Annotated in this window: 14 protein-coding genes; 13 read left to right on the top strand and 1 reads right to left on the bottom strand. The window is 70.5% G+C overall.

Annotated features, from left to right (window positions below; translation table 11 throughout):
* The first annotated feature begins 1 nt into the window (after window position 1).
* Complete coding sequence (locus FNH08_RS01715) at window positions 2–505, top strand: GNAT family N-acetyltransferase (protein ID WP_152769427.1); 504 nt, start codon at window positions 2–4, stop codon at window positions 503–505.
* 98 nt (window positions 506–603) lie between these two features.
* On the opposite strand, the gene FNH08_RS01710 is transcribed toward FNH08_RS01715, so the two are convergent.
* Window positions 604–1,569 (bottom strand): helix-turn-helix domain-containing protein, encoded by a 966-nt coding sequence (locus FNH08_RS01710; RefSeq protein ID WP_152769426.1) that lies wholly within the window; start codon window positions 1,567–1,569, stop codon window positions 604–606.
* 257 nt (window positions 1,570–1,826) lie between these two features.
* Here FNH08_RS01710 and FNH08_RS01705 point away from each other — a divergent pair, with 257 nt between their 5' ends.
* From FNH08_RS01705 to FNH08_RS01650, 12 genes are all read left to right on the top strand, one after another.
* The gene (locus FNH08_RS01705; RefSeq protein ID WP_322723479.1) at window positions 1,827–2,945 is read left to right on the top strand and encodes a saccharopine dehydrogenase family protein; all 1,119 of its coding nucleotides are present in this window, start codon (window positions 1,827–1,829) and stop codon (window positions 2,943–2,945) included.
* Complete coding sequence (locus FNH08_RS53410; protein ID WP_322723477.1) at window positions 2,942–4,168, top strand: thiolase family protein; 1,227 nt, start codon at window positions 2,942–2,944, stop codon at window positions 4,166–4,168. The genes FNH08_RS01705 and FNH08_RS53410 overlap by 4 nt, the downstream gene beginning before the upstream one ends.
* Before the next feature lie 61 nt (window positions 4,169–4,229).
* Window positions 4,230–5,120 (top strand): enoyl-CoA hydratase/isomerase family protein, encoded by an 891-nt coding sequence (locus tag FNH08_RS01695; protein ID WP_152769425.1) that lies wholly within the window; start codon window positions 4,230–4,232, stop codon window positions 5,118–5,120.
* Window positions 5,117–6,415 carry an acyl-CoA dehydrogenase family protein gene (locus FNH08_RS01690; RefSeq protein WP_152769424.1) on the top strand — a complete coding sequence of 433 codons (1,299 nt, stop codon included), beginning with the start codon at window positions 5,117–5,119 and terminating at the stop codon, window positions 6,413–6,415. The genes FNH08_RS01695 and FNH08_RS01690 overlap by 4 nt, the downstream gene beginning before the upstream one ends.
* Window positions 6,416–6,443: 28 nt before the next feature.
* On the top strand, window positions 6,444–8,015 hold the full coding sequence (locus FNH08_RS01685) for an acyl-CoA synthetase (RefSeq protein WP_152769423.1): 1,572 nt from the start codon (window positions 6,444–6,446) through the stop codon (window positions 8,013–8,015).
* A 128-nt stretch (window positions 8,016–8,143) separates the two neighbouring features.
* A complete protein-coding gene (locus FNH08_RS01680; RefSeq protein WP_152769422.1) occupies window positions 8,144–9,175 on the top strand; it encodes an NADP-dependent oxidoreductase in 1,032 nt (343 codons plus the stop codon).
* Between the two features lie 85 nt (window positions 9,176–9,260).
* Window positions 9,261–10,244, top strand: coding sequence for a zinc-binding dehydrogenase (locus tag FNH08_RS01675; protein ID WP_322723475.1), 984 nt, complete (start codon window positions 9,261–9,263; stop codon window positions 10,242–10,244).
* 10 nt (window positions 10,245–10,254) lie between these two features.
* Entirely contained in the window at window positions 10,255–11,202 is a 948-nt protein-coding gene (locus tag FNH08_RS01670) for a 3-carboxyethylcatechol 2,3-dioxygenase (protein ID WP_152769421.1), read from the top strand.
* Window positions 11,203–11,207: 5 nt separating this feature from the next.
* Window positions 11,208–12,005, top strand: a complete 798-nt coding sequence (locus FNH08_RS01665; protein ID WP_152769420.1) for a 2-keto-4-pentenoate hydratase — start codon at window positions 11,208–11,210, stop codon at window positions 12,003–12,005.
* Between the two features lie 4 nt (window positions 12,006–12,009).
* Window positions 12,010–12,972, top strand: coding sequence for an acetaldehyde dehydrogenase (acetylating) (locus tag FNH08_RS01660; RefSeq protein ID WP_322723473.1), 963 nt, complete (start codon window positions 12,010–12,012; stop codon window positions 12,970–12,972).
* Window positions 12,969–14,003 (top strand): 4-hydroxy-2-oxovalerate aldolase, encoded by a 1,035-nt coding sequence (gene dmpG / locus FNH08_RS01655; RefSeq protein WP_152769418.1) that lies wholly within the window; start codon window positions 12,969–12,971, stop codon window positions 14,001–14,003. The genes FNH08_RS01660 and dmpG overlap by 4 nt, the downstream gene beginning before the upstream one ends.
* The gene (locus FNH08_RS01650) at window positions 13,996–14,907 is read left to right on the top strand and encodes an alpha/beta hydrolase (protein ID WP_322723472.1); all 912 of its coding nucleotides are present in this window, start codon (window positions 13,996–13,998) and stop codon (window positions 14,905–14,907) included. Before dmpG ends, FNH08_RS01650 begins: the two co-directional genes overlap by 8 nt.
* Window positions 14,908–14,983 lie beyond the last annotated feature (76 nt).

The following is a 14,983-nucleotide window of genomic DNA, read 5'->3' as shown; positions in this document are numbered from 1 at the left end:
GATGAGCAGCAACTTGATCAACCCCGTACTGGCACTTCCGGACCTGCACCTGGGCCCCGACTGGGCCGTCCACTCGACCGGTGCCCCCACGACGGTCTCCTCGCACGCGGCCCGGACGTTCGCCGTGACGCCGGTGCGCGGCGGCCCGGCCGCGCTGGTGCGTGTCCACCGTGTCGCGCACCACCCGTTGAGCGCCTGCTATCCGTACGGGGCCCACGATCTCGTCCTCGGACTCGCCCTCGCCGAGGAGGGATCCCGGGGACGACTGCTCGCCTCACGACTGCTGCGCGCGGTCGTCCCGGCGCTCTTCGCCGCCGACCCGCGCTGCCGCCGCGTCGTCGCCGCGCCGGACGAGAGCGACACCGTCATGCAGGGCGTGTGGGAGGAAGGGGGGTTCTCCCGGGTCACCGAGGCCGATCTGGGGGATGCCAGTGTCGTGCTGTTCACCGTCGAACCACCGGACCTCGCCGGGATGTCGACGGCCCTGGACGATATGCCCCACTGAAGGACACGGCTGTCCCGTCCACGGCCACGCCGCACGACGTTTCGCCCCGGTAGAGCTGTCTACCGGGGCGAAATGCCGTGACGGAGCCGCCGGAACGGTCAGTCGGCCGTGGCGCGGCGTCCCCGCGCCACGACACTGCTCGGTGTGACACCGAACGCCTGCTTGAAGACCCGGCTGAAGTGCGCCGCGTCGTTGAACCCCCACCGGAAGGCCACGTCCGTGACCGTCCAGTCCCCGGAGCCGAGCGCGAGTTCCCGGTAGCAGACGCGCAGGCGTCGCTCGCGGATCCAGCGACCGGCCGTCGTGCCGGTGTCGGCGAAGGCGAGGTGCAGGGTGCGCACGGAGATGTCGAGTGCCTCCGCGACGGACGAGGCCGACAGCTCGGGATCGTCCAGATGGTCCTCCACGTACTGGCGGACGCGCTTGAGCAGCGCCGTCCGGGCGCCGGCGGAGGGTGCTTTCGCAGCGGGCGCGAGCGCAGAGTCCAGGGTGTCGAAGAAGTTCTGGCAGGCGATGGCGAGCCCCGCGTCCGAGAGATGGTCCAGCTCACGGACGATCGCGCGCAGCTGATCGGCGGCGATCGCCGCCAACCCGGTCCCGGCACCGACCGGCACCGGGCCGCTCATACGGGCGGCCACGTCCACGATCCCCTGCGGGAGCCGGTCGCGTGGCAGCAGGAGTGAGAGCTCGTGGTGCGGCTCGACCGCGTCGAAGGCGTGCGCGAGATCGCTGTCCCACACGACCAGGTCGTGAGAACCGAGGACCAAGTCCGTGTCCCGGTACCGGCACACCAGTGTGCCGCTGAGATTGATCAGCACTCCGATCTGTGGAGGTCCGCCCGAGGCGAGGGGGTCGTCGTTCCTGCGGCCGGCATAGCGTCCGCCCTTGAATTCCGCGACGGTGAGTTCGTCCAGCCTGCGATAGCGGACCAGCGCCCGGAACCGCTCCTGCTCGGGGAAGGTCAGGGTCCAGGGAAGATGCAGCTCGGGCATCTTCCGCCCCCAGGCGACGGGCGCCAGGGTCTGCGGCAGTCCGTCGGTCGACCACACGCCGGTACCGGACATCCTGAACACCTCCGCGAGCCGTACCTCTCCATTGTGCAGTGCATTCCGGTCGTCGAGACCGGGCAACAATGCGTGCCGCCATGCGGACCGCGCCTCGGTGCCGACGCGGGTAGCGCGTGGTCTTGCACACATGGGCAAACCGGATTGCGCTGTGGGACAAGCGTCGCTGTCGCCTGTTACGCAGAGTTCTCCTCACCGTCACCCGCGCCGAGCTCTCCCGAGACAGGGGACTCGGCTCACCACGGAAGGACCCAGCGGTGAGCGAATTGCGTCCGGTCGTACTCTACGGAGCCAGCGGATCCACCGGCCGACTTGTGGCCGAATACCTGCGTGAATACAGCATCCCCTTTGTGGCTGCCGGCCGGAACAAGGCCCGGATCCAGGAGGTCATGGACAAGGTCCCCGGCATCGAGACCGCGGACTACGAGATCGCCGAGGTCGACGGGTCCGTCGAGTCCCTGACCCGGCTGTTCGAGGGCCGCGCCGTGGTCTGTAACACCGTGGGACCGTTCATGCGGTACGCGGAACCGGTCGTCGAGGCGGCGATCCGGGCCGGCGTTCACTATCTCGACACCGCCGGAGAGCAGGACCACATTCTGCGCCTGAAGGACGAGTGGGGCCCCCGGTTCGCCGCGGCGGGCCGCGCGGCGTCCTCGGCGATGTCCATCCAGTACGCCCTGCACGACATCGCCGCCCGGATCTGTCTGGAGACACCGGGCGTCGACACGCTGGAGCTGGGTTCGTACGCCAACGCCATCCCGACGGTGGGCTCCACCCAGTCGATCTTCGACGTGATCCGGGCGGACGCGTACCACCTTCAGGACGGGCGGCTGAAGAAGTACGACGGGGTGGTCCGCCAGGACATCGTCGTGCCCGGTTCCGGCTATGTGGTCACCGGCCTCAACTGGGGCGGCACCGCGATGCCGGCGTTCTTCAAGGACGACCGCCGGGTGCGCAACTGCCGCATGGTCGTCGCGATGCAGAACCAGGACATCTGGAAGCGGGTCATCGACCTGGAACGCCTGTTCAAGGTGTCCCTGCAGTGGCTTCCGGAGGAGGCCCTGTATCCCGTGCTGGACAGGATGGCGGCCGGGATGACCGCGGACAGCCCGCCGCGGGAGAACCGCCACGTCCAGCGTTCCCTCGACTGGTGCAGCGCACGGGGCAACACGGCCACATCGCGGGTGGTCATCCAGAGCAGCACCGGCTACCAGATGACCGGACTCATGCAGGCGTACGCGGCCTCCCGTCTGCTCGGCTCCACCCACAACGGCGTCGGCTTCCGCTCGCCCGCCGAGCTGCTCGGCCACCGCGAGCTGATGGGGGCCGTGGAGTCGTACGGGTTCGCGCGCATCATCGAGGAGAGCGCGGCGTGACCGCGGCACCGGTGTGGATCGCCGGCATCGGCATGACCCCCTTCGGGGTCCGCCGGGAGGCCTCCGTCAAGGACCTGACCAGGGACGCCGTCACCGAGGCGCTCAAGGACGCGGGCCTGCAGCTGGGCGACGTGGACGCGGCGTACTTCGGCAACACCTCCCAGTCGGTGCTGGAGGGCCAGATCGTCGTACCTGGGCAGATGGCGCTGCGCAGCATGGGCTTCGAGCGGATCCCCGTGGTCAACGTCGAGAACGCCTGCGCCACCGGAGCGACGGCTCTGCACCAGGCGGTACTGCACGTCAGGTCCGGTGCCGCCGACGTGGTGCTGGCGGTCGGCGTGGAGAAGACGAACGTCGACGACAAGCGCAAGATGCTCGGCCTCTTCGACGGCGGTGTGGACGTCCACGACCCCGAGGGTGTGCGGGCGGCGCTGCGCGAGCTGGGCGGTGAGGTCCCCGTCGACGACACGGCGCCCCGCAGCATGTTCATGGACATCTACGCGGCGCTCGCCCGGTCGCACATGAAGAGTTTCGGCACCACGAAGCAGCACCTGGCGCTGATCTCCGAGAAGAACCACGCGCACGCGGTGTCCAATCCGCTCGCCCATTTCCGCAAGGCCATGTCGGCCGAGGAGATCCTCGCCGCGCGCACGGTCGCGGAACCCCTGACGGTCCCGATGTGCGCGCCGCTCACCGACGGCGCCTCGGCGGCGATCGTCTGCAACGAGGCGGGCCGCAGGCGCCTCGCGGCCGGCCGGCACATCCGGATCCTGGCCTCGGTCCTGGGGACCGGGATGCCCCGCTCGCTGTCCGACTGGGAGCACTCGGTCAGCAGGCTCGCGGCCCGGACCGCCTACGAGCAGGCCGGCGTGGGACCGCAGGACGTGTCGGTCGCCGAGGTCCACGACGCGTCCGCGTTCGGCGAACTCCTCCAGACCGAACTGCTGGGATTCTGCGAGATCGGCGGCGGAGGCGCGTACGCCGCGTCCGGCGCCACCACCCTGGGCGGTCGCCTCCCCGTCAACCCGTCGGGCGGCCTGGAGTCCAAGGGCCACCCCATGGGCGCCTCCGGTCTCGCACAGATCTACGAACTGGTGCAGCAGCTCCGTGGTGAGAGCGGCACCCGCCAGGTCCCCGGCGCGCGCATCGCGCTGGCGGAGAACGGCGGCGGCATGTACGGCGGCGAGGAAGCCGTGGCCGCCATCACCCTCCTGAGCGCGTGACCACGCACGCGAGCCCTTCGACATCCGCGATATCCGCGACATCCGCGAAATGGAGCCCGCCATGAACTACAAGACACTCGCACTCCGGCGCGACGGCCGGATCCTGTACGTCGACTTCGACAACGGACCGCTCAACCTCATGACGATCGACATGGTCGGAGAGCTGTTCGACCTGGCGGGGAAGCTCGTGTTCGACCGCGAGACCTCGGTCGTGGTCCTCGGCAGCGCCAACCCCGAGTTCTTCCTCGCGCACTTCGACCTGGAAGACCTGTTCCGGGCCATGAACGACCCGGACGTACCGCAGAGCAAGTACGACGACATCAACGTGGTCCAGGCGCTCACCACCATGTGGGAAGCGCTGCCGCAGGTGACGATCGGCCTGCTCGACGGCATCTGTCGCGGCGGCGGACTGGAGTTCCTCCTCGCGACGCACATGCGCTTCGCGACACCGGAGAGCCGTCTGTGCCTTCCCGAGGCGAGCGGCGGTTTCCTGCCCACGGGCGGCGGCACCACGCGCCTGGCCCTGCAGATCGGACCGGCACGCGCCCGCGAGGTGATCCTGTCCGGCCGCGACTTCAGCGGCGAGGAAGCGGCCGCCTACGGCATGGTCAACCGGGCCCTGCCCGCCGACGAGATCTGCGCCTACGTCGACGACCTCGCCCAGCGGGTCGCGGCCCGCTCCGCCGGCTCCGTCGGAGCCGTGAACGACGTCTTCACCAAGGTCTACAACAGCGCGGTCGACGCCCAGTTCGCCGGCTTCGGTGCCGAGAGCAACGCCATGCGCACGCTGCTCGGCATCCCCGCGGTCCAGGAGCACCTGCGGCAGCTGGCCGGTCTGCAGGACGTGGAACACGAGCTGGACCTGCCCGCGACCATCGCTGCACTGGGCGGCCCCACGGCGGCGCGGCAGGACACCGCGCGCCAGGACCAGGACACAAGGAGCGGATCATGACACGGCAGAACGCGTCCGCAGCGGTGCGCCCCGGCCTCCCGCACGTCGAACTGACCGGCTTCGAACCGGGACTGAGCGAGGACGAGCGCGCGGTCCAGCAGGCCATGCACCAGTTCGCCCGCGAGGTGATGCGGCCGGCCGGGATCGCGATCGACAAGCTGAGCGCGGACGAGGTCGTCGCCCCCGACTCCCCGTACTGGCAGTTCCTGAAGACCACGGCGGCCTCCGGCATCGAGTTCGACGCCATGGCCGACGGCGTACCTCCCGAGGCCCTGTCCCGTCTCCAGGCCATCGTCGTGGAGGAGCTCGGGTGGGGCGACGCCGGCCTGGCCGTCTCCCTCGGCGCCGGGGCGATGCCCAAACTGATGGCGTCCCGCTCGGGCAACCAGGAACTGGTCGACCTGTGCGAGGGCAGGCTCGGATGCTGGATCGGCACCCAGCCCGACCGCGGCTCCGACGGACTGAGCCTCTACCCGGCGGAGCGGCACGCCACCGCCCCCCACGGCAACAAGGGCAACCTGACCGCCCGGGTGTCCGGGGGCGAGATCGTCATCAGCGGGCAGAGCTCGGCCTGGGTGTCGAACGGCCCGGTCGCCCAGGTCGGCCTCCTCACGATCGCCGCCGACTACGGCGACGGGTTCTTCGACGAGGAGGGACACCCGCGCGGCGTGGAGCTCATCGTGCCGCTCGACCTTCCCGGAGTCAGCCGCGGCCGGCCACTGGAGAAGCTCGGCAAGCGGGCCCTGCCCCAGGGCGAGGTCTTCTTCGACGACGTCAAGGTCCCCACCCGCTTCGCCCTGTCACTCGGTGACGACTACTGGCCCGGCCACGCCTCGTCGTGGTCCTCGGCCGGCGTCGCCATGGGGCAGATCATGACCGGCCTGGCCAGAGCCGCGTTCGAGCACGCGCTGGCGTACTGCCACGAGCGGCGGCAGGGCGGGGCGCTGCTCGCCGACCACCAGCTGGTGCAGTACCGGCTCGGCACCATGGCCCGGAAGGTGGAGACCATGAGGTCCGTCTCCCGCCGGGCCACCGACTACACCTTCCTGTCGCCGAAGAAGCACCCGTACTACACGGCCGGATCCAAGGCGACCTGCACGGACCTGGCGTTCGAGGTGGCCGACGAGGCGCTGCAGCTGTTCGGCGGCTACGGGCTCACACGGGAGTACCCGATGGAGAAGCTCTTCCGCGACGCCCGTGCCGCCCGCATCGAGGACGGCGAGAACCACCTGCTGACCATGAAGTTCGGCTATCTGACCGCCCTGCTGCACCGTGCGGGCTGGGCCCGGCCCTGAGCCGCGCACGTTTGAAAGGAAACACCCCATGGCAGTGACCGACTTCTTCGACCGCGGCTGGCGCGCCAACCCGGACGGCGTGGCCTTCGTGGCCGGCGACAGGTCCTACACCTATCAGGAGATCGGCGAACTCTCGTGCCGCGTCGCCCACGCCCTGCTGGAGAGGACCACCGGGCGTGAGGTGAAGGGAGCCGTGCTCGCCGGAAACGACCCGGTGGCCTGGGCCTGCGTCCTCGGCCTCTGGCGGGCCGGGCTCGCCTGGGTGCCCGTCAACCCCGCCAGCCCGCCGGAGGAGATCCAGCGCCTGCTCAAGGGGTTCGACTGCGAGGTGCTCTTCTGTCATGAGCGGTTCCTGCCGACCGTCGAGAAGCTGCGCACCGATCTCGGCCACCTGCACACGGTCGTCTCGCTGGGCTCGGACCCGGACGCCGCCTCAGCCGCTCGCGCCGTCCCCTTCGAGCAGTTCCTCCGGGACATGCCCCACGACCGCCCCCGGCACATCCCCTCCCCGGAGTCGGTCGCGGGCATCATGCCGACCGGCGGCACCACCGGCGCCCCCAAGGGGGTGATGAACACACACCGAGGCCTGACCGTCAGCGCCGTCCAGCAGATGCTCGCCGCGTCGTACTCGGCGGACGAGACGGTCGTGAATCTCGTCGCCGCCCCGATGACGCACACCGCGGGCACGCTGACACTGCCCGTCACGGCCCGCGGTGGGACGGTCGTGGTGATGAGCCGGCCCGACCCGGTGGAACTGCTGGACCTCATCGAGAAGCACCGCGTCACCGAGCTCTTCCTCCCCCCGACCGTGATCTACCGCCTGCTGGAGATCCCCGGTGTCGAGCAGCGCGACTTCTCCTCGCTGAAGTACCTGATGTACGGCTCCGCGCCCATGTCCACCGAGAAGCTGCGCCGGGCCATCGAGGTGTTCGGCCCCGTGATGTTCCAGGGGTACGGCCAGACCGAGGCGCCGGCCGCCATCGCCTTCATGCGCCCGGAGGAGCACTTCACCGACGGCCGGATCGCCGACGACTCCCGGTTGTCGGCGGCGGGACGCCCCGCCCCGCTGGTGCGGGTGGAGGTCCTCGACGAGGACGGCACGATCCTCCCCGTCGGCGGCACGGGCGAGATCTGTGTGCGCGGCGACCTGGTCATGAAGGGCTACTACAAGGCACCGGACAAGACCGCGGAGACCCTCGTCGACGGGTGGCTGCACACAGGAGACGTCGGATATCTGGACACCGACGGCTTCCTGCACATCACCGACCGCAAGAAGGACATGATCATCTCGGGTGGCTTCAACGTCTATCCGAGCGAGGTCGAGCAGGTCATCTGGAGGCATCCTGCCGTGCAGGACTGCGCCGTCATCGGTGTCCCGCACGAGGACTGGGGCGAGGCGGTCACCGCCGTGGTCGAGCTCAACCCGGGCGCGGAGCTGACCGAGGACGAGCTGATCGCGTACTGCCGACCGCAGCTCGGTGGCATCAAGAACCCCAAGAAGGTCGTCTTCACGGACTCTCTGCCGCGCAGCGCCAACGGAAAGGTGCTGAAGAAGGACGTCAGGGAACCGTTCTGGCGCGGTCGGGAGCGACTCGTCTAGTACGGCCACGGCTGCCCGGCGCGCGTCGAGGCGACGCCGACGGCGATCCCGGCCCCCACCTCACCCATCGCCGCACGACACGGCGGTTGCACACACCTGACCATTTCCGGTCGCGAGAGGAACGTCTTATGTCCGATGTCACCGTCAACCGTCAGTGGGTTCTGGCCCGGCGTCCGGTCGGGGCGGTCTCCGTCGACGACTTCCGGTACCAGGAGGGAGAGGTGCCCGAACCCGGCGAGGGCGAGGTACTGGTCCGGACGCTGTACTTCGGGTACGACGCCAGTCAGCGGATCTGGCTCACCGACGACGGCGGTTACATGCGGCCCGTGGGGATCGGGGAGCCGATGCGGACCATGGGGATCGGCCAGGTCGTCGCCTCTTCTGACCCCGGCTACCGGCCCGGCGACCTGGTCGAGGGGTTCATGAGCTGGCAGGACTACGTCGTGGCCCGCAGTGACGGCCCGATGCCGCTGCGGGTGCTGCCCCCCGCCGACTTCCCGCTGTCCTGGAACCTGGGGGTGTTCGGAGTCGGAGGGCTGACGGCGTACTTCGGTGTCACGGACGGGCTGAAGGTCGGCCCGGGTGACACCGTGGTGGTGTCGGCCGCGACGGGAGCGACCGGCTCGGTCGCCGGAGCGGTGGCCCGGGCGATGGGTGCGAAGACGGTGATCGGTATCGCCGGTGGTCCCGAGAAGTGCCGTTGGGTGGTGGAGGAAGCCGGGTACGACGCCGCCATCGACTACCGCGACGACGACTTCGCGGAGCGTCTGCGGGAACTGTGCCCGGACGGGGTGGACGCCTACTTCGACAATGTCGGCGGCGACATGCTCGACACCCTGCTGCTGCACATGGCGCCGCACGGGCGGGTGCTGATCTGCGGCGCGATGTCGTCCGGGTACACCGACGTCCAACTGCAGGGGCCCACCAACTACATGAAGATCTGCACCCAGCAGCTCACCGTGCGGGGCATCCTGCTGTTCCACTACCGCGACCGCCTCGCCGAAGGCGCGCGGGAACTCGGCCAGTGGGTCCGTGAGGGACGCCTGCACGTAGCCGAGAACATCGTCGAAGGCTTCGAGCACGCCCCTGGGCTGCTGCCCACCCTCTTCACCGGCAAGCAGCCCGGCAAACTCCTCCTGAAGGTCGCGGACCCCGCATGACACGAGGGGCACGGCGCCGGCGGGGTGTGCTGCATCGCGGCACATCGGCTATGACCGGTGGCGGTGAAGGGGAGAACGTGACGTCGTGATAGCTGCCGTCGCCGTTGCCCAGAGCGCCACCGACCCCCTGTCCGGCCTGGTCCTGCGCGACCATCCCGAGCCCCGCCCACGGCCCGGCTGGTCCCGGGTCCGCGTCGTCGCCTCGTCCCTCAACATGCACGACCTGTGGACGCTCCGGGGGGTGGGACATCCCCCGGAGCACCTCCCCATCGTGCTCGGCTGCGACGCCGCCGGGTACGACGAGGACGGCAACGAGGTGATCGTCCATCCGGTGCTGGGCGATCCGGACGCCGGCGGCGGGGACGAGACACTGGACCCGGACCGCGCGCTGCTGTCCGAGCGGCACGACGGGGCCTTCGCCGAATACCTCAGCGTCCCGACCCGCAACCTCGTTCCGAAGCCCGCGTGGCTCTCCTTCGACGAGGCGGCCTGTCTGCCGGTCGCCTGGGGAACGGCGTACCGCATGCTGTTCACGCTGGCCGGGCTCACCGCGGGCGACCGGGTGCTCGTCCAGGGCGCCGGAGGCGGTGTCGCCTCCGCGGCGATCAAGCTGGCGGTGGCCGCCGGGGCCGTCGTCTACGCCACGAGCCGCAGTGAGGCCAAGCGTGCCGAGGCCCTCGGCTGGGGCGTGCGCGCCGCGCTGCCCACCGGGGAGCGGCTCCCGGAGCGCGTCGACGTGGTGGTCGAGACCGTCGGTGAGGCGACGTGGTCGCACTCGCTGAAGTCGCTGCGACCCGGCGGCACGGTCGTGATCGCCGGCGCCACCAGCGGCGTGAACCCACCGGCGGACCTGGGCCGGATCTTCTACCTCCAGCAGCGGATCCTCGGCTCCACCGGCTGCACCCGTGCGGAACTGGTCTCGATGCTGCGTCTGATGGAGGCGACCGGCGCGCGTCCGGTGATCGACCGGACGCTGCCGCTGACGGACATCCACAAGGGCTTCCAGCTCATGATCGACGGCGGTCTGACCGGAAAGCTCGTCATCCACCCGCCGACCCCCCGACAGTGAGGAACCCACGATGACCGCAACCGCAGCCGCAGTCGGGCTGTCGCACTCGCCGCTCATCGGCAAGAACGACCCCGAGCCCGATGTCCTCGCGCGGGTCGACCAGGCCGTCGACAAGGCCCGCACGTTCGTCCGCGACTTCGATCCCGAACTCGTGGTGCTGTACGCGCCCGACCACTACAACGGCTTCTTCTACAAGGAGATGCCCCCGTTCTGCCTGGCCACCGAGGCGCACGCGGTGGGCGACTTCGGTTCGCAGGCCGGGCGGCTGTCTGTCGACCCCGATGCCGCCCGGGACCTCGCCCAGGGCGTGCTGGACCGGGGGATCGATCTGACCGTCTCGGCCCGGATGACCGTGGACCACGGGTTCGCCCAGCCCCTGGAGATCCTGTTCGGCGGCATCGACCGTGTGCCCGTCGTGCCCGTGTTCGTCAATGGAGTGGCGACCCCGCTCGGGCCCGTCGCCCGGATCAGGGCGCTGGGCACCGCTGTGGGAGAGGCGGCGGCCGCACTCGACAAGCGGGTGCTGTTCCTCGCCTCCGGCGGTCTCTCGCACGATCCGCCGGTCCCGGTCCTCGACGGAGCTCCGCCCCGGGTGGCCGACGCCCTCATCGAGGGGCGGCCCCCGACTCCGGAGCAGCGTGCGAAGGGCGAGCAGCGGGTGGTCCAGGCCGGCCGAGACTACGCCGCCGGATCGACCGCGATGATTCCGATCAACCCCGCGTGGGACAACCTCCTCCTCGACCATCTGGAGCGAGGCGAACTGGCGGAGTTCGACTCGTGGACCGTCGAGGACATGGGGAAGCAGGGCGGTGGCTCCGCCCACGAGGTGCGCGCCTGGATCGCGGCGCACGCCTCCCTCGCGGCGGCTTCGGGGGAGTACGAGATGACGTCCCGCTTCTACGAGGCGATCCCGGCCTGGATCGCCGGGTTCGCCGTGACCACCGCGAAGGGCCGGTGACCACCATGGCGCACCCGTCCGTCGAGCAGGCGGCCGCACGGCTGGCCGCCGCCTTCGACGAGGGCTGTCCCGTCGCCCCGGTACGGGATCTGATCGGCTCTCACGACATCGCCGCGGCCTACGCCGTGCAACAGGAGCTGACCCGCCGTCGGCAGGCCGGCGGGGCGGTCGTCGTGGGCCGGAAGATCGGCCTGACCTCTCCCGCGGTGCAGCAGCAACTCGGCGTGGACCAGCCGGACTTCGGCGTGCTCTTCGCCGACATGGACGTCTCGGCCGAGCCCGAGGTGCCCTCCGCCCGGTTGCTCCAGCCGAAGGCGGAGGCGGAGATCGCCTTCGTACTGAAGGAGGACCTCGCCGAGGGCGACCTCGACCCGGCGCAGGTGCGGGCGGCGGTGGACTACGCGGTCGCCGCGCTGGAGATCGTCGACAGCCGGATCGCCGACTGGGACATCTCGCTCGCCGACACGGTCGCCGACAACGCCTCCAGCGGACTGTTCGTGCTGGCCGGACACCGCCTCACCCTGGCCGACTTCCAGCCCCGCGAGACCACCATGCGGTTGTACGCCGATGACGTCCTGGTCTCCGAGGGCAACGGGGCCGCCTGCCTCGGTGATCCGCTCGACGCGCTGGCCTGGCTGGCCCGAACGGCGCGGGACCTGGGCGACCCGCTGCGGGCCGGACAGGTGATCCTCTCCGGTGCGCTGGGCCCGATGGTGCCGGCTCCTCCCGGCACCCGGATCCGTGCCGAGATCAGCTCACTCGGCACGGTGAGCGCCACGTTCTCCGAGAAGAAGGATGCCTAGAGCCGTGAACCAGCCCAGAACCAAGGTCGCGATCATCGGGTCGGGAAACATCGGTACCGACCTGATGATCAAGATACTGCGCCTGTCGGACACCCTGGAGGTCGCCGCCCTCGTCGGCATCGACCCGGAGTCCGACGGGCTCGCCCGCGCCGCCCGGCTCAAGGTGCCGACCACCCATGAGGGAGTCGAGGGGCTGATCGCCCTGCCGCACTTCGACGAGATCGAGATCGTCTTCGACGCCACCTCGGCCAAGGCCCATCTCGCCAACGCCCACCGGCTCGGGCCCTACGGCAAGAAACTGATCGACCTCACGCCCGCGGCCATCGGCCCGTTCGTGGTGCCGCCGGTCAACCTCGACGAGCATCTCGACGCGGGTGCCGACAACCTCAACATGGTCACCTGCGGTGGACAGGCCACGATCCCGATGGTCGCGGCGGTGTCGGCGGTGACCGAGGTGCACTACGCGGAGATCGTGGCGTCCATCGCCGCCAGGTCGGCCGGGCCCGGCACCCGCGCCAACATCGACGAGTTCACCGAGACCACGTCCCACGCCATCGAGGCCGTCGGCGGTGCCGCGCGCGGCAAGGCGATCATCGTCCTCAACCCCGCCGAACCGCCCCTGATCATGCGGGACACCGTCCTCTGCCTCACCGGGGACGTCGACGAGGACGCCGTACGCGCCTCGGTGAAGGAGATGGCCGAGCGGGTCGCCCAGTACGTGCCGGGCTATCGGCTCAAGCAGGAGGTGCAGTTCGCGCCGGTCGCCGACGACGAGCCCGTACACACCCTGCTGCCGGACGGCGCCGGACCTGCGACCACCCGTATCTCGGTGTTCCTCGAAGTCGAGGGCGCCGCTCACTACCTGCCGGCCTACGCCGGAAACCTCGACATCATGACGTCGGCAGCCCTGCGCGTCGCCGAGTCGATCGCCCGGCACACCGCCGTCCCCGGGGAGGCCCACAGATGAGCCGTACGCTGTACATCCAGGACGTCACCCTGCGTGACGGCATGCATGCCATCCGGCACCGTATCGACCCGGTGGAGGTGGGTCGTATCGCGGCCGCGCTCGACGCGGCGGGGGTGGACGCCATCGAGGTGGCGCACGGCGACGGTCTGGCGGGCGGGTCGCTGAACTACGGACCCGGCAGCCACACCGACTGGGAGTGGATCGAGGCCGCGGCCGACGCGATCGAGAACGCGGTTCTCACCACGCTGCTGCTGCCCGGAATCGGCACCATCGCCGAACTGGAGCGCGCCCACGCCCTGGGTGTCCGCTCGGTCCGCGTTGCCACCCACTGCACCGAGGTCGACATCGCCGCCCAGCACATCGCCAAGGCACGCGAACTCGGCATGGACGTGTCCGGCTTCCTGATGATGAGCCACATGGCTCCGGCGGCCGAACTCGCCGCCCAGGCCAAGCTCATGGAGTCCTACGGCGCCCACTGCGTCTACGTCACCGACTCCGGCGGCCGGCTCACCATGGACGGCGTCCGGGAACGGGTCCTCGCCTATCGCGAGGTCCTCGACCCGGCGACCCAGATCGGTATCCACGCGCACGAGAACCTCTCCCTGTCGGTCGCCAACAGTGTCGTCGCGGTGGAGGAGGGAGTCACCAGAGTGGACGCCTCCCTCGCGGGCCAGGGCGCCGGCGCAGGCAACTGCCCGATCGAGGCGTTCATCGCCGTCGCCGACCTCCAGGAGTGGAAGCACGGGTGCGACCTGTTCGCCCTCCAGGACGCCGCCGACGATCTGGTCCGCCCGCTCCGCGACCGCCCGGTCCAGGTCGACCGCGAGACGCTCACCCTCGGCTACGGAGGCGTCTACTCCTCCTTCCTGCGCCACGCGGAGATCGCCGCCCAGCGGTACGGCGTCGACGCCCGCACGCTCCTGCTGGAGGTCGGGCGGCGAGGCCTGGTCGGCGGCCAGGAGGACATGATCGTGGACATCGCCCTCGACCTGACGTCGGGCCGAGCCGCTGGGAGACCTACCCGTGGGTGAGCGGCTGTCCGTTCGAATTCCGGTCGACGGCGACGAACTGGACGCGTGGTGGTACGCGCCGCGGGGCGTGGACGCGCCCGCCCCGTGCGTCGTCCTCGCGCACGGCTTCGGCGCCATCAAGGAGATGCGGCTGGGTGCCTACGCGGAGCGGTTCGCCGCGGCCGGTCTCGGCGCGCTGGTCTTCGACTACCGGCACTTCGGCGCCTCGGGCGGCCGGCCCCGCAACCTCCTCGACATCGGCCGGCAGCTCGCCGACTGGAAGGCCGCCGTCGCCGCCGCGCGGGTGCGGCCCGAGGTGGATCCCGACCGGGTCGCCGTGTGGGGCAGTTCCATGTCCGGCGGCGCCGTGGTCCTGGTCGCCGCGGCCGATCCGCGCATCGCGGCGGTGGTCTCCCAGGCGCCCCTCGCCGACGGACGGGCGGCGTTGTTCCACATGCTCCGCGGTTCCGCGCGCCATGTCATGGCTCTGGGTGTCGCCGGTGTCCGGGACACGGTGGGGGCACTACTGGGTCGCGGACCGCACACACTGCGAGCCGCCGGCCGCCCCGGTGACCGTGACGCGGTGCTGACCACCCCGGACGCGTACGAGAGCATGATCCGGCTGCTGCCGCCCGAGGCCCCGTACGACAACGAGGTCAGTGCACGGGTGATCCTTACCCTGCCCTTCTTCCGCGCCGTCAAGGCCGCACCCCGGCTCACCTGCCCGTTGCTCGTCCAGGTCATGGACCACGACGACATCACCCCGCCCGGCCCCGGCGCCGCGCTCGCGGCAGCCGCCCGGCACGGGGAGCTGCTCGCCTACCCCGGTGGCCACTTCGATCCGTACGCCGGGGAGGGCTTCGACCGGGTGCTTCCCGACCAGATCGCGTTCCTCGCCCGCGTCCTGCGGACAGGAACGGCCTGACCCGGGGCCCGGCGGCTCGCGGCTTGCCCCCAGCCCCACAGCGGAGCACCGTGGGGAGAGCCGGGACACGGCGCCC

The sequence above is a fragment of the Streptomyces spongiae genome (assembly GCF_009377185.1).
GTDB classification, from domain to species: domain Bacteria; phylum Actinomycetota; class Actinomycetes; order Streptomycetales; family Streptomycetaceae; genus Streptomyces; species Streptomyces spongiae.
This window is presented reverse-complemented; position numbering and strand designations above follow the sequence as displayed.

Coding starts and splice junctions, on each gene's coding strand:
- FNH08_RS01715 (WP_152769427.1), top strand. CDS start 2: ATGAGCAGCAACTTGATCAACCCCGTACTGGCACTTCCGGACCTGCAC.
- FNH08_RS01710 (WP_152769426.1), bottom strand. CDS start 1,569: ATGTCCGGTACCGGCGTGTGGTCGACCGACGGACTGCCGCAGACCCTG.
- FNH08_RS01695 (WP_152769425.1), top strand. CDS start 4,230: ATGAACTACAAGACACTCGCACTCCGGCGCGACGGCCGGATCCTGTAC.
- FNH08_RS01690 (WP_152769424.1), top strand. CDS start 5,117: ATGACACGGCAGAACGCGTCCGCAGCGGTGCGCCCCGGCCTCCCGCAC.
- FNH08_RS01685 (WP_152769423.1), top strand. CDS start 6,444: ATGGCAGTGACCGACTTCTTCGACCGCGGCTGGCGCGCCAACCCGGAC.
- FNH08_RS01680 (WP_152769422.1), top strand. CDS start 8,144: ATGTCCGATGTCACCGTCAACCGTCAGTGGGTTCTGGCCCGGCGTCCG.
- FNH08_RS01670 (WP_152769421.1), top strand. CDS start 10,255: ATGACCGCAACCGCAGCCGCAGTCGGGCTGTCGCACTCGCCGCTCATC.
- FNH08_RS01665 (WP_152769420.1), top strand. CDS start 11,208: ATGGCGCACCCGTCCGTCGAGCAGGCGGCCGCACGGCTGGCCGCCGCC.
- dmpG (WP_152769418.1), top strand. CDS start 12,969: ATGAGCCGTACGCTGTACATCCAGGACGTCACCCTGCGTGACGGCATG.